17 protein-coding genes are annotated in these 19634 nt (G+C 71.7%); 12 read left to right on the top strand and 5 right to left on the bottom strand.

Annotated elements, in window-relative coordinates; all coding sequences use genetic code 11:
• Position 1: 1 nt before the first annotated feature.
• The 5 genes from gcvT to ABS41_RS02065 form a co-directional block, all read right to left on the bottom strand.
• On the bottom strand, positions 2–1093 hold the full coding sequence (gcvT, locus tag ABS41_RS02045) for a glycine cleavage system aminomethyltransferase GcvT (RefSeq protein WP_290589805.1): 1092 nt from the start codon (positions 1091–1093) through the stop codon (positions 2–4).
• Positions 1094–1189: 96 nt separating this feature from the next.
• Positions 1190–2776, bottom strand: a complete 1587-nt coding sequence (locus ABS41_RS02050) for an iron ABC transporter permease (protein ID WP_290589807.1) — start codon at positions 2774–2776, stop codon at positions 1190–1192.
• A 4-nt stretch (positions 2777–2780) separates the two neighbouring features.
• Positions 2781–3773 carry an extracellular solute-binding protein gene (locus ABS41_RS02055; protein ID WP_290589808.1) on the bottom strand — a complete coding sequence of 331 codons (993 nt, stop codon included), beginning with the start codon at positions 3771–3773 and terminating at the stop codon, positions 2781–2783.
• 85 nt (positions 3774–3858) lie between these two features.
• Positions 3859–4290 (bottom strand): NfeD family protein, encoded by a 432-nt coding sequence (locus ABS41_RS02060; RefSeq protein WP_290589811.1) that lies wholly within the window; start codon positions 4288–4290, stop codon positions 3859–3861.
• Positions 4291–4293: 3 nt separating this feature from the next.
• A complete protein-coding gene (locus tag ABS41_RS02065) occupies positions 4294–5250 on the bottom strand; it encodes an SPFH domain-containing protein (protein ID WP_290589814.1) in 957 nt (318 codons plus the stop codon).
• 145 nt (positions 5251–5395) lie between these two features.
• Here ABS41_RS02065 and ABS41_RS02070 point away from each other — a divergent pair, with 145 nt between their 5' ends.
• From ABS41_RS02070 to ABS41_RS02125, 12 genes are all read left to right on the top strand, one after another.
• Positions 5396–7597, top strand: coding sequence for a TonB-dependent receptor (locus ABS41_RS02070; RefSeq protein ID WP_290589817.1), 2202 nt, complete (start codon positions 5396–5398; stop codon positions 7595–7597).
• 89 nt (positions 7598–7686) lie between these two features.
• The gene (locus ABS41_RS02075) at positions 7687–8259 is read left to right on the top strand and encodes a sigma-70 family RNA polymerase sigma factor (protein WP_290589820.1); all 573 of its coding nucleotides are present in this window, start codon (positions 7687–7689) and stop codon (positions 8257–8259) included.
• Positions 8252–8809 (top strand): hypothetical protein, encoded by a 558-nt coding sequence (locus tag ABS41_RS02080; RefSeq protein WP_290589824.1) that lies wholly within the window; start codon positions 8252–8254, stop codon positions 8807–8809. The genes ABS41_RS02075 and ABS41_RS02080 overlap by 8 nt, the downstream gene beginning before the upstream one ends.
• A 20-nt stretch (positions 8810–8829) precedes the next feature.
• Positions 8830–10044, top strand: coding sequence for a PDZ domain-containing protein (locus ABS41_RS02085; RefSeq protein WP_290589827.1), 1215 nt, complete (start codon positions 8830–8832; stop codon positions 10042–10044).
• A 70-nt stretch (positions 10045–10114) separates the two neighbouring features.
• The gene (locus ABS41_RS02090) at positions 10115–11050 is read left to right on the top strand and encodes a hypothetical protein (protein WP_290589830.1); all 936 of its coding nucleotides are present in this window, start codon (positions 10115–10117) and stop codon (positions 11048–11050) included.
• Entirely contained in the window at positions 11047–12015 is a 969-nt protein-coding gene (locus tag ABS41_RS02095) for a hypothetical protein (RefSeq protein ID WP_290589833.1), read from the top strand. The genes ABS41_RS02090 and ABS41_RS02095 overlap by 4 nt, the downstream gene beginning before the upstream one ends.
• A gap of 198 nt (positions 12016–12213) precedes the next feature.
• Positions 12214–12780, top strand: coding sequence for a TMEM165/GDT1 family protein (locus tag ABS41_RS02100; RefSeq protein ID WP_290589836.1), 567 nt, complete (start codon positions 12214–12216; stop codon positions 12778–12780).
• 73 nt (positions 12781–12853) lie between these two features.
• Entirely contained in the window at positions 12854–13990 is a 1137-nt protein-coding gene (locus ABS41_RS02105) for a GGDEF domain-containing protein (RefSeq protein ID WP_290589839.1), read from the top strand.
• Between the two features lie 64 nt (positions 13991–14054).
• A complete protein-coding gene (locus ABS41_RS02110; protein WP_290589842.1) occupies positions 14055–15347 on the top strand; it encodes a nucleoside transporter C-terminal domain-containing protein in 1293 nt (430 codons plus the stop codon).
• Position 15348: 1 nt separating this feature from the next.
• Positions 15349–16302: a ribokinase gene (locus ABS41_RS02115; protein WP_290589845.1), complete on the top strand. Its 954-nt coding sequence runs from the start codon at positions 15349–15351 to the stop codon at positions 16300–16302.
• A 95-nt stretch (positions 16303–16397) separates the two neighbouring features.
• Positions 16398–18509 (top strand): TonB-dependent receptor, encoded by a 2112-nt coding sequence (locus ABS41_RS02120; protein WP_290589848.1) that lies wholly within the window; start codon positions 16398–16400, stop codon positions 18507–18509.
• Positions 18510–18517: 8 nt separating this feature from the next.
• Complete coding sequence (locus tag ABS41_RS02125; RefSeq protein WP_290589851.1) at positions 18518–19612, top strand: PepSY-associated TM helix domain-containing protein; 1095 nt, start codon at positions 18518–18520, stop codon at positions 19610–19612.
• Positions 19613–19634: the final 22 nt, after the last annotated feature.

A 19634-nucleotide genomic window follows, 5' to 3' on the forward strand; every position in this document is an offset into this window, starting at 1 on the left:
ATCAGGCGAGCACGCCCGGCTGGGCGGCGCCGTCGCGGACGAACGGGTACTTCACCACCCGCACCGGCAGGCGCTTGCCGCGGATGTCGACCTCGACGTCGCCGAGCTCGCCGGCGGGCACGCGCGCCAGCGCGATGGCCTTGCCCAGGGTCGGCGAGAAGGTGCCCGAGAGGATCTCGCCCTCGCCGGCGGCGGTGTGCACCACCTGGCCGTGGCGCAGCACGCCCTTCTCGTCCATCACCAGGCCGATCATGCGGCGGGCGGTGCCGGCGGCCTTCTGCGCCTCGAGCGCGGCGCGGCCGTTGAAGCCGCGGCCTTCGTCCAGCGCCACCGTCCAGGCCAGGCCGGCCTCCCAGGGCGACACCGACTCGTCCATGTCCTGGCCGTAGAGCGCCATGCCGGCCTCGAGGCGCAGCGTGTCGCGCGCGCCCAGGCCGGCCGGCTTGACGCCGGCGGCGAGCAGGCGGTTCCAGAAATCGACCGCCTGTGCCTCCGGCACCATCACCTCGAAGCCGTCCTCGCCGGTGTAGCCGGTGCGCGCCACGAACAGGCCGTCGGCCTCGCAGGCGACGAACTTGCCGAGCTTGCCGGCGGCCTCGGCGGCAGCGGGCGTGAGCAGGCCGAGCACCTTCCCGCGGGCCTGCGGGCCCTGGACGGCGATGATGGCCAGGTCGCGGCGCTCGGCGATCGACACACCGAAGGGAGCGGCCTGGGCGCTGATCCAGGCCAGGTCCTTGTCGCGGGTGGCGGCGTTGACCACCAGGCGGAAGAAGTCCTCGGCCAGGTAGTAGACGATCAGGTCGTCGATGACGCCGCCGGTCTCGTCGAGCATGCAGGCGTAAAGCGCCTTGCCCGGCACCTTGAGCTTGTCGACCGAGTTGGCCACCAGCTGGCGCAGGAAGGGCCGCGCCCGTTCGCCGCGCAGGTCGAGGATGGTCATGTGCGAGACGTCGAACATGCCGGCGTCGCGGCGCACCGCGTGGTGCTCCTCGATCTGCGAGCCGTAGCTGATCGGCATGTCCCAGCCGCCGAAGTCCACCATCTTCGCGCCGAGCGCGCGGTGGGTTTCGTTGAGGATCGTCTTCTTGCTCATCGCCTGCCCTGCTGGCCCGGAAAGCCGCCATTATCGCAAGAAGAAACGGGGTCAGGTTCACTTCCCGCGGGCGGGAAGTGAACCTGACCCCGTTTCTCATCGTTGCTGGCGGACGAGGTACCAGATGGGGAGGAGGCCGACGAGGCCGAGCCAGAGGGCGGGCCAGGCGGCTTCGGCCCAGAGGCCTTCGCTGGTGTAGGCGTGGATGCGCACGGCCAGGGTGTCCCAGCCGAAGGGCCGCAGCATCAGGGTGGCCGGCAGTTCCTTCACCACCTCGACGAACACCAGCAGGCCGGCCGCCACCACGCCCGGCCGCAGCAGCGGCAGCGCCACGCGGGTGAAGCGCTGCCAGGGCGAGGCGCCCAGCAGGCGGGCCGAATCGAGCAGCGAAGGACGCAGCGTTTCGAAGGCCGCGTCCACCGCTTCGTGGCCCACCCGGAAGAAGCGCGCGCACAGCGCCATCAGCACCGCCAGCAGCGAAGAGCTCAGCGCCAGCGCGGCCAGCCAGGGCGCGGCGCGCTCGGCCGCCACCAGCAGCCACATCGCGCCGACCGCCAGCACCGTGCCCGGCACCGCATAACCCAGGCCCGCGACGAAGCCCGCCGCGCGCACGCCGCGGTCGCCGCCGCTGCGCCGGCCGAGCAGCGCGAACAGCAGCGCCAGCGCCAGCACCGCCAGCGCCGCCATCACGCCCAGCAGCGCCGTGTTGAGCGCGGCTTCGCCAACCTCCGGCAAACCGCCCCGCGCCTGCCACGACCAGGCCAGCAGGCGCGCCAGCGGCACGCCGAAGCCCAGCAGCACCACCGCCGCCGCCGCCAGCGAGATCGCCCCGCCGCGCCAGCCGCGCAGTCGCCGGCGCGGCGGTGGCACGAGCTGGCGGCTGGCGTGGCGCGCACGCCCGCGGCCAAGCCGCTCGACCAGCAGCACCAGCGCCACCACGCACACCATCCCGAAGGCCAGCTGCGCCGCCGCCGGCAGCGAATACAGCCCGAACCAGGCCTTGTAGATGGCGGTGCTGAGCGTGTCGACGCCGAGGATGCTGACGGCGCCGAAATCGGCCAGCGCCTCGAGCAGCACCAGGCCCAGGCCCGCCACCACCGCCGGCCGCGCCATCGGCAGCGCCGCGCCGAAGAAGGCCGACAGCGGCCCGCGGCCCAGCGAACGCGCGGCGTCCATCGCCGCGCTGCCCTGGCGCAGGAAGGCCGCGCGCACGATCAGGAAGACATAGGGATAAAGCACCAGCGCCAGCACCAGCGAGGCGCCGGGCACGCTGCGCAGCTCCGGGAAGGCCGCGGGCGCGAACCCGAGCGCGCGCCAGGCGGTCTGCAGCGGACCGGCGTAATCCGCCAGCCCGACGTAGGCGAAGGCGACGACGTAACCGGGCAGCGCCAGCGGCAGCACCAGCAGCCAGTCGAACAACCGGCGGCCCGGCCATTCGTAACGCGCGCTGGCCCAGGCGAAGCCCACGCCCGCCACCAGGGCCAGCAGTCCCACGCCGACCAGCAACAAAAGGGTGTTGCGCACCGCCAGCGGCAGCACTTGTTCGAGCAGGTGCGGCCACACCTCGGGCTGCGGCTCGCCGTAGGCGCTGGCCAGCCACAGCGCCGGCAGCACCAATGGCGCCGCCAGGGCCCAGGCCAGCCACCGCGGCAAGCGCACGTTCGTGGCCGCGGCGTGGTTCATCGCATCAGCGCCAGCCGGCACGGTCCATCAGGCGCACGGCTTCGGCCTGGCGCTGGCCGGCGACGGCGACGTTGACCTGGTCGGCCTTGAACGGACCCCAGGCGGCGACGATCGGATCGAGCGGGCTGCCCTCGCGCGCGGGGATCTCGTAATTGATGCTGGCGAAATCCGCCTGCACCGACTCCGAGGCCAGCCACTCGAGGAATTTGATCGCGGCCGCCTGGTTCTTCGAGGCGGCGACGACGCCCGCGCCCGACACGTTCACGTGCGCACCGGCACCGCCCTGGTCGGCCCAGAACACCTGCACCGGGAAGCCCGGCTCGTCGGCCTGCAGGCGGCCAAGGTAATAGGTGTTGATGATGCCCACGTCGCACTGCCCGGCGGCGACCGCCTTGGCCAGCTGCGTGTCGTCGGCGAAGGGCGCGGTGGCCAGGTTGGCCACCCAGCCGCGCACCACGGCCTCGGTGCGTTCGGCGCCCAGGCGCTCGATCATGGTCGCCACCAGCGACTGGTTGTAGACCTTCTTGGACGAGCGCAGGCAGAGCTTGCCCTTCCAGCGCGGGTCGGCCAGGTCCTCGTAGGTCGACAGCTGCGTCGGCCGTACCCGGGCCGTGGAATAGACGAGCGTGCGGGCGCGCTGCGACAGCGCGAACCAGCGGCCCTGCGGGTCGCGCAGGTGGGCGGGGATGGCCGCCTCGAGGGCCGGCGACTTCACCGGCGCCAGCAGGCCGCGCTCGGCCGCCTGCCAGAGGTTGCCGGCATCGACGGCCATGAAGACGTCGGCGCGGGTGTTGGCGCCCTCGGCGGCGATGCGCTCGATCAGCACCGGCGCGCCGTCGGACAGCACGCGCACCTTGGTGCCGGTTTCGCGCTCGTAGCGCTCGAACAGCGGCTTGACCAGGGGCTCGCGGCGCTCGGTGTAGACGACCAGCTCGGCCGCCTGCAGCGCAGGCGCGAACAGGCTGGCAAGCAGCAGGGCGATCAGCGGACGGGACATGGATGGCTCCGGCAAGGGGACTGCCAGATGATAATGGTTCTCACTTCTAATACAAGCGGCCCGCGCCGTGCCGGGCCGCCGCCATTCAGTCGATGGCGCGCACCTGCAGCGCCATGTTGTGCGACGACACCACCCGGACCCGGGCGCCGGCCGGCAGGTCTTCGCCCTCGACGGCCCAGAGCGCGTCGCCGATCTTCACCCGGCCGCGGCCATCGACGATGGCCTGCTCGAGGTGGAGGACCTGCCCCACCAGCTGCTCGCTGCGGCGGTTGAGCAGCGGCTGGTCGCTGGGCTTCTCGCGCTTGCGGAAGAAGGCCATGTAGACGCCGATCCACGCGAACGACAGCAGCACGAAGGCCACCGCCTGCCACACCGGCGCCAGGTCGAAGGCCAGCAGCAGCACGAACACCGTCGCCGCGGCCAGCCCCATCCAGAGCAGGAACACGCCGGGCACCAGTGCCTCGGCGGCGACCAGCGCCAGCGCCAGGCCGGCCCAGACCATCAGTTCGATGCGCATGGCTCAGCCCCCCGCGCGCGGCGGCGCCGGCGCCTTCGCGGCGCCACCGCCCTGCTGCAGGCCGAGGCTCTCCCTGGCCAGCTCGGCGATGCCGCCCAGCGAACCGATGATGCCGCTCGACTCCATCGGCATCATCACGAACTTCTGGTTCGGCGCCTGCGCCAGGGCCTTGAAGGCCTCGATGTATTTCTGCGCCACGAAGTAGTTGATGGCCTGCACGTTGCCCGAGGCGATGGCGTCGGACACCATCCGCGTCGCATTGGCCTCGGCCTCGGCCAGGCGCTCGCGGGCCTCGGCCTCGCGGAACGCGGCCTCCCGCTCGCCTTCCGCCTGCAGGATGGCGGCCTGCTTCTCGCCCTCGGCGCGCAGGATTTCCGAAGCGCGCAGGCCCTCGGCCTCGAGGATGTTGGCGCGCTTCTCGCGCTCGGCCTTCATCTGCCGGGCCATCGCGTCCACCAGGTCGCGCGGCGGCTGGATGTCGCGGATTTCGATTCGGGTGACCTTGATGCCCCAGGGGTTGGTGGCCTGGTCGACCACGCTCAGCAGCTGGGCATTGATGGTCTCGCGCTGGCTCAGCGATTCGTCCAGGTCCATCGAGCCGATCACGGTGCGGATGTTGGTCTGCACGAGGGCAATCGTGGCGATCTCGAGGTTGGACACCTCGTAGGCCGCCTTGGCGGCGTCGAGCACCTGGAAGAACACCACGCCGTCGACCTTCACCACGGCGTTGTCCTTGGTGATGACGTCCTGGCTAGGCACGTCCAGCACCTGCTCCATCATGTTGATCTTGCGCCCCACGGCCTGGACCACCGGCACCAGCAGGTGAAGGCCCGGGTCGAGGGTGTGGGTGTACTTGCCGAAGCGCTCGACCGTCCACTCGAAGCCCTGCGGCACCATGCGCACGGCCTTGACGAGCAGGACGATGCCTGCGGCGAAGATGATTCCGATCAGGATTTCCATGGACTGCCTTCCCCCGGGGTGCGAACCCGGAGTCTAAGGCCAGCCGGGGCCAGGGCGGCGATAATCTTATTGCGAATCATTCTCGCTTGCAGTAATCTTCGCCCCGCCCCGCCGGCCACGCCGGCAAACACCTATAGAAAGAACCATGTCCACCCTGCTCCGCACCGCCATCGCCCTGGCCCTGCTGCCCGCCGCCCCCGCCTTCGCCGCCGCCGAGACCGCCGCCCCCACCGAGGAGGCGCTGGTGCGGCTCGACCGCATCAACGTGTTCGGCAGCCGCGACGAAGTCGAAAAGACCGCCGGCTCGGCCCACTACATCGACAAGGAAGAACTGGCGCGCTTCAACTACAGCGACGTGCACCGCGTCCTGCGCCAGGTGCCCGGCGTGTACCTGGTCGAGGAGGAAGGCTACGGCCTGCGCCCGAACATCGGCATCCGCGGCTCGGGCACCGACCGCAACAACCGCATCACGGTGATGGAAGACGGCGTGCTGATCGCCCCGGCGCCCTACGCCGCCCCGGCCGCCTACTACTTCCCGACCATGGCGCGCATCAGCGGCGTGGAGATCAAGAAGGGCGCGGCGGCCGTGCAGGCCGGCCCGCGCACCACCGGCGGCGCGCTCAACCTGCTCTCCACCCCGATCCCGGGCGAGACCGCCGGCCTGCTCGACCTGTCCATGGGCAGCCACGGCGGCGTGCTGGCGCGCGGCTGGGCCGGCACCCAGGGTGAGAACTTCGGCGCCCTGTTCGAAGGCGTGCGCCAGGAGTCGAACGGCTTCAAGCGCATCGACGGCGGCGGCGACACCGGCTTCGAGCTCGACGACGCCATGGCCAAGCTGCGCTGGACCAGCAGCGCCAACGCCCAGCGTTTCCAGCAGTTCGACCTCAAGCTCGGCTACAACACCCAGGACAGCGACGAGACCTACCTGGGCCTGACGGAAGACGACTTCGCCGCCGACCCGTTCCGCCGCTACGCCGCCTCGCGCCTGGACAACATCCAGACCCGCCAGCGCCTGTTCGAGCTGCGCCACCTGGTCGAGCTGACCGACAACATCGACCTGAGCACGGTGGCCTACCGCACCGAGTTCAACCGCAACTGGTACAAGCTCAACGACGTGCAGGGCCTGTCGATTTCCGCGATCCTCGACGACCCGGCCACCTACGCCAGCCAGTACGCCTGGCTCACCGGCGCCACCAGCCCGGCCAATGCCCTGCGCCTGCGCAACAACAACCGCGCCTACTACGCCCAGGGCATCCAGTCGGTGCTGGGCGTGGGCTTCGGCACCGGCGAGGCCACGCACGACCTCGAAATCGGCCTGCGCGTGCACCGCGACCAGGAAGACCGCTACCAGGACGACGACCGCTACCAGATGGTCGCCGGCCAGCTGGTGCGCACCAGCGACGGCGCGCCGGGCACGCAGGAGAACCGCGTGGGCGACGCCGAGGCCGTGTCGCTGTACGTGCAGGACACTATCGAATGGGGCCGCTGGATCCTCAGCCCGGGCCTGCGCTACGAGCGCATCGACCTGACGCGCACCAACTACTCCACCGCCACCGGCCTGCGCGACGTGGTGCTCTCGCGCAATGAATCGCAGGTCGATGCCTTGATCCCGGGCTTCGGCGCCACCTACCTCGCCACCGAGGACCTGGCCGTGTTCGCCAGCGTGCACCGCGGCTTCAACCCGCCTGGCCCGGGCTCTAACGCCGACCCGGAGGAGAGCGTGAACTTCGAGTTCGGCCTGCGCTACGGCCGCGACGCCCTGGCCGCCGAGCTGGTGGGCTTCGTCAACGACTATTCGAACCTGGTGGGCACCTGCACCGCCTCGACCGGCGGCAACTGCAACATCGGCGACCAGTTCGACGGCGGCGATGCCCGCGTCCAGGGCCTCGAGGCCAGCCTGGCCTACGACTTCGGCGCCGACGGCCCGGTGTCCTACCCGGTCTCGCTCAGCTACACCTGGACCGACGCCAGCTTCCGCAACAGCTTCAACTCCAGCTTCGAGGAATGGGGCAACGTCGCTTCGGGCGACGAGCTGCCCTACCTGCCCGAGCACCTGCTCAACGCCGCCATCGGCATGCAGGGCGAGCGCTGGCGCCTGAACCTGGCCGGCAACTACATCGGCCGCATGCGCACGGAAGCGGGCCAGGGCGCGGTGCCGGCCGGCGAGAAGATCGACTCGGTGGTGCTTTGGGACGTCGTCGCCGGCTACCGGGTCAACGACCACTTCGAGATCTACGGCCGCGTCGAGAACCTGGCCGACGAGACCTACGCCACCTCCCGCCGTCCGGCCGGCCTGCGCCCGGGCCTGCCGCGCACGTCCACCGTCGGCCTGCGCTTCACCTTCTGATCCAACGTCCAGGGATGGGCACCAGGCCGGGGGAAACCCCGGCCTTTTTTTTGTGCGACGCTTTCCGCCCCTGCCGCATCCAAGGGGATGTGAGCCTGCCTTCCGCCTTCGCCATCGATGTCCCGGACGCCCTGCTGCGCCGCGCCCAGCGCGGCGAGGCGAGCGCGTTCGAGCAGCTCTACCGGCGCTTCGAGCGGCCGGTGTTCACGCTGGCCCTGCGCCTGACCGGCCAGCGCGAGGAGGCGCAGGACGTGCTGCAGGACACCATGCTCAAGCTCTTCGACCGCATCGGCGAGTTCCGCGGCGAGTCGCCGTTCTGGGGCTGGCTGCGCCAGATCGCGGTGAACGAGGCGCTCATGCGGCTGCGCAAGCGTGCGCGCCTGGCCGAAGCCGGCGAGGCCGACGAAGAAACCCTCGAGGCCCACGAACTGCTGCTGCCGCCGGCCGCCGCCGACGCGGCCCTGCTGGGCCAGGCCCTTCAACGCCTGCCCGACGCCACCCGCAGCGTGCTCTGGCTCTACCACGCCGAGGGCTACACCCACGAAGAGATCGCCGGCCTGATGGGCAGGACGGCCAGCTTCTCCAAATCGCAGCTCGCCCGCGGCACCCGCCGCCTGCGCGAGCTGCTGCGCATCGAAACGGAGGTGCACTCCCATGCCTGACGACATCCGACCGCACCCGCCCGGCTTGACGGTGGCCGAAGCGCTGTCGCGCCTGCCGCTGGAAACGCCCGAACGCAGCGCCTGGCCGGTGCTGGCGGCGCGCATCCATGCCACCACCGACCGGCCGCGCGGACCGCGTTGGCCGTTCGCGCTCGCGGCCGCCGCCGCGGCCGTGCTCGCGCTGGCGCTGGTGCTTCCGCTGCGCCTGGCCGGGCCGGGTGGTTCCGACGCCGCGCCGCAGGGAGCGGCCGACGCCACCGCGCTGCAGGCCCTGATGCAGGAATCGGCCCAGCTCGAGGGGCTGCTCGCGACGATCTCGGGCGCCGAATCCGGCTCGGCCAATGCGCTGCTTCTGGGCCTGGCTTTCGAGGAACGGCTGCGCGACATCGACGCCGCGCTTGCCGATCCGGCGCTGGCCGACGACGCCGAGGCGCTGCTGTGGCAGCGCCGCGTGGCCCTGCTGCGCGACTACGCCAGCCTGCGCGGCACCGAACAGTGGGTCGCCATGCAGGGCGGCCATTTCGAAGGCGACCTGGTCGCCACTTACTGAACCGAAGACGAGGAACGACGATGAAACTGCGCCTGCTTTCCCTGATGGTCGCGGCCACCCTGGCCACCCCCGCCCTGGCCCAGGCGCCCGCGCCGGCGCCCCGGCCGGCCAGCGCGCCCGCGGCCGACCCCGCGCTGCGCGCCGAGCTCGAACAAGCGCGCACCGAGCTCGCCGAGGCGGCGCGGCGCGTGGCCGAACTCAGCCGCGAGGCCGGCACCGTCGCGCCGCGCGCCGTCTTCGGCAGCCTCGGCGATCCCTCGCCGCGGCCGCGCCTGGGCGTGGTGCTTTCGCCCGCCAAGGAGGGCGACGGCGTGGTCATCTCCGCGGTGACGCCGGGTGGCCCCGCCGCCCAGGCCGGCCTGCGCAGCGGCGACGTGATGGCCAGCCTCGACGGCAAGCGCCTGTCCAGCCGCGGCGACGCGGCCGTGGATGAGGTCCGGCGCTTGCTCGAGTCGCTCGAACTCGGCCAGGACGTGGTCGTGGGCTACCTGCGCGACGGCAAGCCGGGCCAGGCGACCGTCAAGGCCGCGCACATCAACCGCGTGATGATGTTCCGCGGCGACGATTTCCAGTTCGAGTTCGACGGCGACATGGTCCGCGCAGTTGAGGTCGATGGCCCGGTCACGGTTCGTGCGCAGCCGCTGCTGCACCCGGGCATCGAGATGGAGGTGGCGCGCATCGCCGCCGCGCCCTGCCCGCCCGGCGAGGACTGCAAGGTGCCCGTCCTGAGCGAGGCCTTCCGCTGGAACGGCCTGAACCTGGCCTCGGTGGACGCCAAGCTTGGCCGCTATTTCGGCACCGACCGCGGCGTGCTGGTGCTGGGCACCGGCCCGGGCCTGGAGCAGCTCGAGCCGGGCGACGTGATCCAGCGCATCGACGGCAAGGCGGTGGCGACGCCGCGCGAGGCGATGTCGGCGCTGCGCGGCCAGGATGCCGGCGACAAGATCGCCATCGAAGTGTTGCGCGACCGCAAGACGCGCACCGTGCAGGCCACCGCGCCCAAGGCGCCGGACGTGCGCTGGTTCGCCCCGCCGGCGCCGCCGGCGCCGCCCGCCCCGCCTGCGCCCCCGGCACCGCCCGCCCCGCCCAAGCCGCGCGCCGCGGCGACGCCGGCCGTTCCCGCCGCGCCGCCTTCGCCGCCGGCGCCGCCTGTTCCGCCGGGCGAGTCGGTGCGCGTGGTCGTCGCCGACGGCGTCGTCGCCCGCATTGCGCGCGAGGCGCCGCAGGTCGACTGAAACAAGCAGGGCTTGATGCCCGACGCGGGGGCGGGGTCTACTGGCCTTCCCCCGCGTTGCCCCCGGATTGATGCCAGCTCCCCGCCGCGTTGCCCTGATCGCCCTGCTGCTCGCCCTGCTTGTCGGACTCGCGTGGCGCGAGGCCTCTTACGACGAGCGCCCACGCACTGAACCCGAGCGGCCTGCGCCGGCAGGAATGTCGCCGGAAGAACTCACCGGCCTGCCGCTGGAGCCATCGGCGACACCGGGGGCTGTCGTTCCGCGCTTTGACGCCAATGGAGAGCCTGCACCTCCCGCGCCGCTGCCTCACATAAGCGAGCTGGTAGCCCAGGCCAATTCGGGCAACGCCCGCGCCGCTTGCCAGCTTGCCGCCGAGCTGCAGCTGTGCCGGGAGCAAGCCGTGATGGCCCGCAGCCAGACGGCGCCCGCGGGCGGGCGGGCCACGGAACGTTGCGCCGCGTTGCTCGAACGCCACGTCGGCCAGCACTTCAACTGGCTGCGGCAGGCGGCGTTCGCCGGCGAACCCGAAGCCATGCTGCGCTATGCGCTGGGCGAGGGATTCGGGATGCCCGGCGAAAGCCACGCGTACCTGCGCTCGCCCGACTTCGACACCTGGCGGCGGGAAGCCCCGGCGATGCTTCAGACGCTGTTCGAGGCTGGCTACCCGGAAGTGCTGGTGTTCCTCATGGTGTCCCCGGACCCGCTGATGGGCGGCCAGTTGCACAAGCTGCTGCCGCCCGACCCGGTGCGCGAGCGCGCCTACGTCGAGCTGCTCGCGAAATTGGTCGATGACGGGGCGGAGGCGGCAAGCCTGGCCGCCCTGCTCGCTCGCCCCGAGGACCCAGCCGTGCGCGACCAGGCGCGGGCGCTGGCCACCCAGTGGCATGCCGCGCATTTCCCCATCGTGCGGCTGCCCGTGCGCACCGGCGACGATGGACACCGTCTGCCGATGATGCATGCCAGCGGACAGGCCTGCAGCCAGGTCGCCCCGGGAGCCGCACCGTGACCGGACGCCGGATCGTCGTCGGCACGCTGGTGCTGGCCGTGCTCGCCGCGTGGATGGCCTGGACGCTGTTGCCAGGGGCCGGCGACGGCGCTCGGAACGACGAGGCCAGGCAAACCGCCAGGGCGTCGGACGCGCCAGCGCAGGATGCCCGGGAACGGGGCGATCCGCCCGAGCCGCCGCCCGATGCCGTGCTGCCTTCCGAGGCGCTGCCGCTGGCGCAGCGACTGCCGGCCCTCGAAGCGCTGGCGCTCGCCGGCAACCCGGAGGCCGCTTGTCGCCTGGCGGTGGAGCGGATTCGCTGCGCCCGGCTCAAACGTTGGCAACCCGATGGCTTCGACCGGTCACGGGAGGACCGGCTCGAGGCGGAAGGCAAGCTCGACCAGGCCAACGACGTGGCCAACGACAGCCTGTTGCGAATCCAGCAGAAGAGCGACTGCGAAGCGGCGGGGGCAGGGGACGACCCCGACCTGCTGTCACTGTTGGCCCCGGCTGCCGCCGCGGGCCATGGTCCGGCCGCCGTGCTTTATTTCGAAGCCGGCAGCAACCTGCACGACCAGCGTGGCATCTACCAGCACCCGGGCTTCGATGCCTGGCGGCGCAATGCCGCGCGCCAGCTGCAGGCCGCGCTCGATGCCGGCGTCCCCGAGGCGTCGCGCAGCCTGTTGAAGGCTTATGCGATGGACGGGGACTTCGCCTCGGGGCTCATTGGGGACGATCCGGCGCGCACGTGGTTCCACCTGGTGCTTTCAAGCCAACTGTTCGGCACGACCATCCACCCGCGGACCGCTGCGCGCATAAACCTGCCGGAGGCCGAGCGCGTGCGCATCGCCGCGGAGGCCACCACGTTCCGGCGCGATCGGTTTGGCGAGCGGGTATTCGCCGGCCGCGCGCTCGACGCCTGGGGCATCACTCGCCAGCCGGGCTCGACTGCATCTGCAACCTGTGGTCCGCCGATATCGCTATAATGGAGGGGCTTTCCCTGTCTTCGGGGAGTAGCCCGTCCCCTCCCGGGGTTTCCGCGCGTCAACACACTTGGCAAGCGCCATGGTGCGCGGGCAAGGCGAAGGCCTTGCGGGCAAGACCGGAGGCTGGCGTTCCGCACCCAGGCCGGGTGGCGGCACGCCGGCCTTCCCTTGCCCCGCACCCGGCCCCGGAGTTGAGAATTGGACGCACTGCTCGTTTCCACCTTTGCCGTCGCCATCGCCGAGATCGGCGACAAGACCCAGCTACTCGCGCTGGTGCTGGCGGCACGCTACCGCAAGCCCTGGCCGATCATCGCCGGCATCCTGGTGGCCACCCTGTTCAACCACGCGCTGGCCGGATGGATCGGCTCGTTGGTGTCGGGCTGGGTGAGCCCCGAGGTGCTGCGCTGGGGCGTGGTGCTTTCGTTCCTCGCCGTGGCCGCCTGGGCGCTGGTGCCCGACAAGCTCGACGAGGACGAGGCCCGGGCGCCGCGCTTCGGGCCCTTCCTGGCCACGCTGGTGGCCTTCTTCATCGTCGAGATCGGCGACAAGACCCAGGTGGCCACGGTCGTGCTGGCCGCGCAGTACGAGCCGCTGTGGCAGGTCGTGGCCGGCACCACGCTGGGCATGGCCCTGGCGAACGTGCCGGTGGTGCTGCTGGGCGCGGCCTTTGCCGCGAAGCTGCCGCTCAAGGCCGCGCGTTACGCCGCCGCCGCGCTGTTCGCCGGCCTGGGCCTGTGGGTCGCGGTGATGGGCCTGCCCGGATGAGGCCGGCCGCCTGACCGCCACGCGCGCCCGCTTGCTATGCTGGCGCGCACTTCAACAGGCCACGACCCCCCGCGTGAGCACCCTGCGAGAGACCCTCGACGACCTGGCCGGCGCCTTGCGCGAACCGCCGGACGACCTGCTGCTGGAAATCGGCGCCGGCGGCGAACTGCTGGTCGCGCGCCTGCGCGTGCTCGCCTCGGTGCTGCTGCTCCTGCTGCCGCCGCTCAACCGCCTCGGCGGCGGCACCTGGCCCGACACCATCGCCGGCCTGGTCGGCGCGACCGGCGTGCTGCTCTTCAGCCTGGCCTGGCTGCGCCTGGTGCTGGGCAAGCGCCGGCCGGACTGGCTGCCGATGGCCTCCTCGTGTTTCGACGTGACCCTGGTGACGGCCGTGCTGGCCCTGCTGGGCGTGCTCAGCACGCCGGTGGCCACGCTCAACAGCACCGTGGTGTGGGCCTGCTACCTGCTGGCGATCTTCGCCACCGCGCTGCGCCAGGACCTGCGCGTCACCCTCGCCGCCGGCGCGCTGGCGATGCTGCAGTCGGCGCTGCTGTGGCTGGTGGTCACCCAGATGGCCGACGGCCCGCTGGTGAGCGCCGAGTACGGCGCGGTGTCGGCCGCCACCCAGCTCCAGCGCCTCGTGCTGCTGCTGGTGGTGACGCTGGTGACCGCCGTCATCGTCTTCCGCGCCCGCCGCCTGACCCAGTGGTCGAGCACCGACGGCCTGACCGGCCTGCACAACCGCAGCTACCTCAATTCGCAGGTGCCGGCGCGCGTCGAGCAGGCGCGCCGCGAGGGCCGCACCCTGAGCCTGGCCCTGGTCGACCTCGACCATTTCCGCCACATCAATGCCGAGCTCGGCCACCTGGCAGGCGACCGCGCCCTGCGCCACGCCGTGGCCGTGCTGCGCCGCGAGCTGGGCCGCGAGGAGCCGATGATCCGCGTCGGAGGCGAGGAGTTCGTGCTCGTGCTGCCGCTGCCCATCGGGGCGGCCTGGGAGCGCATGGAGGTCCTGCGGCGCCGGCTCGAGGAGGCGCCCTTCGTGCCCGAGGCCGACGTCGAGCCGCGCCGGCTCACGCTCAGCGCCGGCCTGGCCAGCTGCCCGCAGGACGCCAACGACCTGTCGGGCCTGATGAAGCGCGCCGACCTGCGCCTGCGCGAGGCCAAGGCCGCCGGCCGCAACCGCGTGGTGGCCCGGGACGGCGGTTAGCCCCGTCCTTGCCGGGGCCGGGGGGCTGAACTACCCTGCCGCATCCTCCTGCGGCGTCTCCTCCATGGTCTCCAGCATCTTTTTCGGCCTGTTCGGGCTCAGCGTCCTGATCGGCATCGCCTGGCTCTTCTCCAACAACAAGCGGGCCGTGGACTGGCGCCTGGTGCTCACCGGCATCACCCTGCAGATCGGCTTCGCCGCGCTGGTGCTGCTGGTGCCGGGCGGCCGCGAGGTATTCGACCTGCTCGGCCACGGCTTCGTGAAGATCCTCGAATTCGTCTCGGCCGGCTCGACCTTCATCTTCGGCGACCTGATGGACACGTCGAAGTTCGGCTTCATCTTCGCGTTCCAGGTGCTGCCGACCATCATCTTCTTCGCCGCGCTGATGGGCGTGATGTACCACCTGGGCGTGATGCAGTTCATCGTGCGCATCATGGCCCTGGCCATCACCAAGGTGATGAAGGTCTCGGGCGCCGAAACCACCAGCGTCTGCGCCAGCGTCTTCATCGGCCAGACCGAGGCGCCGCTGACGGTGCGGCCCTACATCCCGCGCATGACCGAGTCGGAGCTGATCACGATGATGATCGGCGGCATGGCCCATATCGCCGGCGGCGTGCTCGCCGCCTACGTGGGCATGCTCGGCGGCGGCGACCCGGAGCAGGCGCAGTTCTACGCCAAGCACCTGCTGGCGGCCTCGATCATGGCCGCGCCGGCCACGCTGGTCATCGCCAAGCTGCTCATCCCCGAGACCGGCAACCCGCTCACCCGCGGCACGGTGAAGATGGAGGTCGAGAAGACCACCAGCAACATCATCGACGCGGCCGCCGCCGGCGCCGCCGATGGCCTGCGCCTGGCGCTGAACATCGGCGCGATGCTGCTGGCGTTCATCGCCCTGATCGCGCTGATCAACGCGCCGCTGACCTGGGCCGGCGAAGCCACCGGCCTGGCCGCCTGGCTGGGCAAGCCCACCGACCTGGCCACCATCTTCGGCTACGTGCTCGCGCCCATCGCCTGGGTGATCGGCGTGCCCTGGCAGGACGCCACCACGGTGGGCTCGCTGATCGGCCAGAAGGTCGTCATCAACGAGTTCGTGGCCTACCTGCAGCTGGCCGACATCGTCAACGGCCGCGTCGAGGGCGTGGAGCTGACCGAGAAGGGCAAGCTGATCGCCACCTACGCGCTGTGCGGCTTCGCCAACTTCAGCTCCATCGCCATCCAGATCGGCGGCATCGGCGGCCTGGCCCCGGAGCGCCGCCAGGACCTGGCCAAGTTCGGCCTGCGCGCCGTGCTCGGCGGCACCCTGGCGACCTTCATGACCGCCACCATCGCCGGCGTGCTGATGTCCCTGGGTGCCTGAGATGGGCACCGTCATCGTCGTCGGCTCGTACAACCAGGACCACGCCTGGAGCAGCGACGAGTTGCCGGCGCCGGGCGCGACGCGGTTGGGCACCTACGCCAGCGGACCGGGCGGCAAAGGTTTCAACCAGGCCGTGGCCGCGGCGCGCGCCGGTGCGCGCACCGCCTTCGTGACCGCGCTGGGCGAGGACGCCGCCGCCGCGGATGCGCGCGCGCTGGCGCGCGACGAGGGCATCGAACTGCACGCCGAAGTCCACCCCGCGCTGCCCTCGGGCACCGCGGGCATCTTCATCGACCGCGCAGGCCGCAACATCATCACCGTCGCGCCCGGCGCCAATGCCGCGCTCGGCACGGGTTTCATCGACGCGATGCGGCCGGCCTTCAACGGCGCCGACGTGGTTTTGGCCCAGCTGGAAGTGGCGCCCGCGGCCGTGCAGGCCGCGCTCGCCCGCGGCCGCGAGGCCGGCGCCACCACCGTGCTCAACCCCGCGCCGGCGAACGCGCCGACCACGCCGGCCCTGCTGGCGCTGGCCGACGTGCTGACGCCGAACGAAACCGAGTTCGCGGCCCTGCTGGCACGCCACGCTGGTGGCTCGGTCGACCCCGATGCGCTGCACGCGATGCCGGCCGAGGCGCTGCATGCCCTGTGCCAGTCGCTTCAGGCCACGACCTGGGTGATCACGCTGGGCGGCCACGGCGTTTTTGTTTCGCACGCCCCCGGCCACCATCGCCGCGACGACGGCGCCTGCTATCGCCTCGCCGCCGAACCGGCCAAACCGGTGGACACCACCGGCGCCGGCGATGCCTTCAGCGGCGCGCTGTGCGCCGCGCTCGCGGCCTCGCCACGGGCGCCTTTCCGCGAGGCGGTGGCCTTCGCCAACCGCTACGCCGCCAGGTCCACCGAAAACCACGGCGCCGCCCTGGCCATGCCCCACCGCGGGGACCTGCAGGACTGAGCCCGGCCATGCGGACCGGTCCTTTGCCTGGTCCGGTTATTGTAACTGCGAATCATTCTTATTAGCATACGCACGACTTCCCCACGGACCGTGCCATGCCCCGCCTTTCCCTGCTTGCCGCCGCCCTTGCCGGCGCCCTGTCCCTCCCCGCCCGCGCCGATGACGACCTGGCCGTGCTCGACGAACTCACCGTCTCGGCCAGCACCAGCCGCCTGCCCTGGTCCGAGGCCGCGCTGCCCAACACCATCACCGTGATCGACCGGGCCCAGCTCGAGCAGCAGCTTGCCCTCACCAGCGACCTCTCACAGGTCCTGGCCAACCTGATTCCCGCTTTCTCGCCTTCGCGCCAGAAGATGACCAGCTTCGGCGAGTCGCTGCGCGGCCGGCAACCGCTGTACCTGGTCGACGGCGTGCCGCAGTCCACGCCCCTGCGCGACGGCTCGCGCGACGCCCACACCATCGACCCGGCCATGATCGAGCGCATCGAGGTCATCCACGGCGCCAATGCGCTGCAGGGCCTGGGCGCCTCGGGCGGCATCATCAACATCATCACCAAGCGCGCCCCGCGCGAGGACGGCGAGACCTGGCAGGACGTGTCGCTGGGCGCCAGCGCCGCACTGCCCGCCGAAAGCGACGGCACCGGCACCCGCGTGTCCTGGCTGCTTGGCACGCGCCGCGGCGCCTTCGATTTCGTCGGCGGCCTCTCGCACGCCACCGAGGGCCTGCACTACGACGGCGAGGGCCGCGCGTTGGCGGTGAACGGCGTGCAGGGCGACCTGATGGACTCGCGTGCCACCAACCTCTTCGCCAAGCTCGGCCGGGACCTGTCCGAGGCCCGTCGCCTGCAGCTCACCGCCAGCCACTACGAGCTCGAGGGCCATGGCGACTACGTGTCGGTGCCCGGCGACATCACCACCGGCCGCACGGCCACCTCGGTGCGCGGCGAGCGCCCGCTCGAGCCGCCGCGCAACCGCTCCAGCCACGTGTCGCTGGACTACACCGACCGCGACTTCGCCGGCGGCTATCTGCAGGCCCAGCTCTACTGGTTTGATTTCGCCGCGCGCTACGGCTCCTCGCCCTGGGTGAACTTCTTCGGCGACGCCCCGGGTTCGATCTGGCAGGACCAGTCGCAAAACGTTTCGGAAAAGCACGGCGCCAAGTTCAGCTGGTCGCACCCGGCGCTGGCCGGCCTGCCGCTGCAGGCCACTTTCGGCATGGACCTGGCGCGCGACACCACCGCCCAGGAACTGCTCGAGGTGGGTCTGGACTGGGTACCGAAAACCACCTACGCCTCGGTGTCGCCCTTCGCCCAGCTGCAATGGAACCTCGGCGACCTGAACCTGGTCGGCGGCCTGCGCCACGAGCGCGGCGAGCTCGAGGTGGACGACTACACCACGCTGCCGATCTACGGCTCGCAGCTCGTGCGCGGCGGCCAGCCCGAGACGCGCGAGACCCTGGGCAACGCCGGCATCACCTGGCAGGCCACCGACGCACTGGCTTTCTATGGCTCCTACGCCGAGGGCTACACCGTGGCCGACATCGGCCGCGTGCTGCGCGCCATCAGCGTGCCGGGCCAGGACGTCGACAGCCTCGTCGACCTCTCGCCGGTGGTGGCCGACAACCGCGAGATCGGCCTCGACTACGACGACGGCCGCTGGAGCGCGCACCTGGCCGCGTACTGGTCCAATTCCGACCTCGGCTCGCTGCTGGTCTACGACGCCGCCACCGACACCTACAACGTGAGCCGCCAGAAGACCGAGATCCGCGGCATCGAGGGCAACGTGGCGCTGCGCCTGGGCGAGGCCGACCGAATCGGCCTGGCCTATGCGCGAACCGAGGGCCGCTACGACCGCAACCTCGACGGCCAGGTGGACACCGACCTCGAGGGAATCAACATCAGCCCCGACCGCGCCACCGCGTTCTGGGAGCGCAGCTGGACCGAAGGCGTGGCCACCCGCCTGCAGGCCAGCCGCGCCTTCGACCGCGATTTCGAGCGCTTCGGCGCCCGCGTCGCCGCCTTCGAGGGCTACACCACGCTCGACCTGCAGGCGCGCTTCGCGTTGCCGGTGGGCGCGCTGTCGGTCGGCGTCGAGAACCTGCTGGGCGAGCAGTACATCAGCTATTACTCGCAGACCACGCCCTCGAACGACGACTACGTGGCCGGGCGCGGCCGCGTGCTGAGCCTGGCCTGGTCGCACCGGTTCTGAGCCCGGCGATGGCGGACGGCAACGCCGTGCCCGCGCCGCCCAGCCGCCTGCAGAGGCGGCTGCGCGCGGCCCTGGCCTGGCTGCACCTCTGGCTGGGCCTGACGGCGGGCACGCTGTTCGCGCTGGTGTCGCTGGCCGGCTCGGTGCTGGTGTTCCACACCGAGCTGCTGCTGGCCACGCGGCCTCAACTGGCGGCGCACGCGCCGGTGGCCGATGGCAATGTGATGGGCCGACTGCTGCAGGAACAGGCACCGCGCGGGCTGACCGTGCTCGACCTGCCGCAGGCCGGCCTGCCCGTGTGGCAGGCGCATTTCTCCGACGGTCGCCGCGCCTACTTCGCGCCCGACGACGGACGCCTGCTGCTCGAGCGCAGCCACCACGACGACTGGCTGATGTGGCTGCACCACTGGCACGTGGAATTGCTCGGCGGCGCCACGGGCAAGCAGGTGCTGGGCGTGGCCGGCTGGATCGCGATGTTCCTGCTGCTGGGCGGCCTCTATCTGTGGTGGCCCAAACGCGGGCGCCTCGGCGGGCAGCTGCGCTGGCACTCGGGCCCGCCGGCCCGGCGCTGGCTGAGCTGGCACCGCAGCAGCGGCGCACTCACCCTGCCGCTGCTGGCGCTGGCGACGATCACGGGCCTGGGCATGATCTACCACGCGGGCTTTCGCGCCGTGCTGGTGGGCGCACTGGGCGCCGGGCCCACGCCGGTGGCGGCCGCGCCCGCGGCCGTGCCGACCGACATCGACTGGCCGCGCGTGCTGGCCCGGGCCCAGGCCGCCTTTCCGGACGGCCGCATCGCGCGCATCGCCCCGCCGGCGCCCGGTGCCTCCATCGTCAGCTTCCGCGGCCAGGCCGCCGGCGAGTGGCATCCGGTGGGCCGCAGCGTGGTGGCGACCTCCCGCGACGGCCGCCAGACCCTATTGCGCTACGACGCCACCGCCGACGCACCCGGCGTGCGCCTGACCAACGCCATCTACCCGCTGCACGTGGCCGCCGTCGGCGGCCTGCCAATGAAGCTGGCGATGGTGGCCGCCGGCCTGCTGCCCACCTTCCTGCTGGTGACCGGCCTGCTGTTCTGGCGCCGCCCCCGGCCCCGCCGCTGAGTGCCCCGGGCGGCTAGAATGC

Source organism: Arenimonas sp. SCN 70-307 (assembly GCF_001724815.1).
GTDB lineage: Bacteria > Pseudomonadota > Gammaproteobacteria > Xanthomonadales > Xanthomonadaceae > Arenimonas.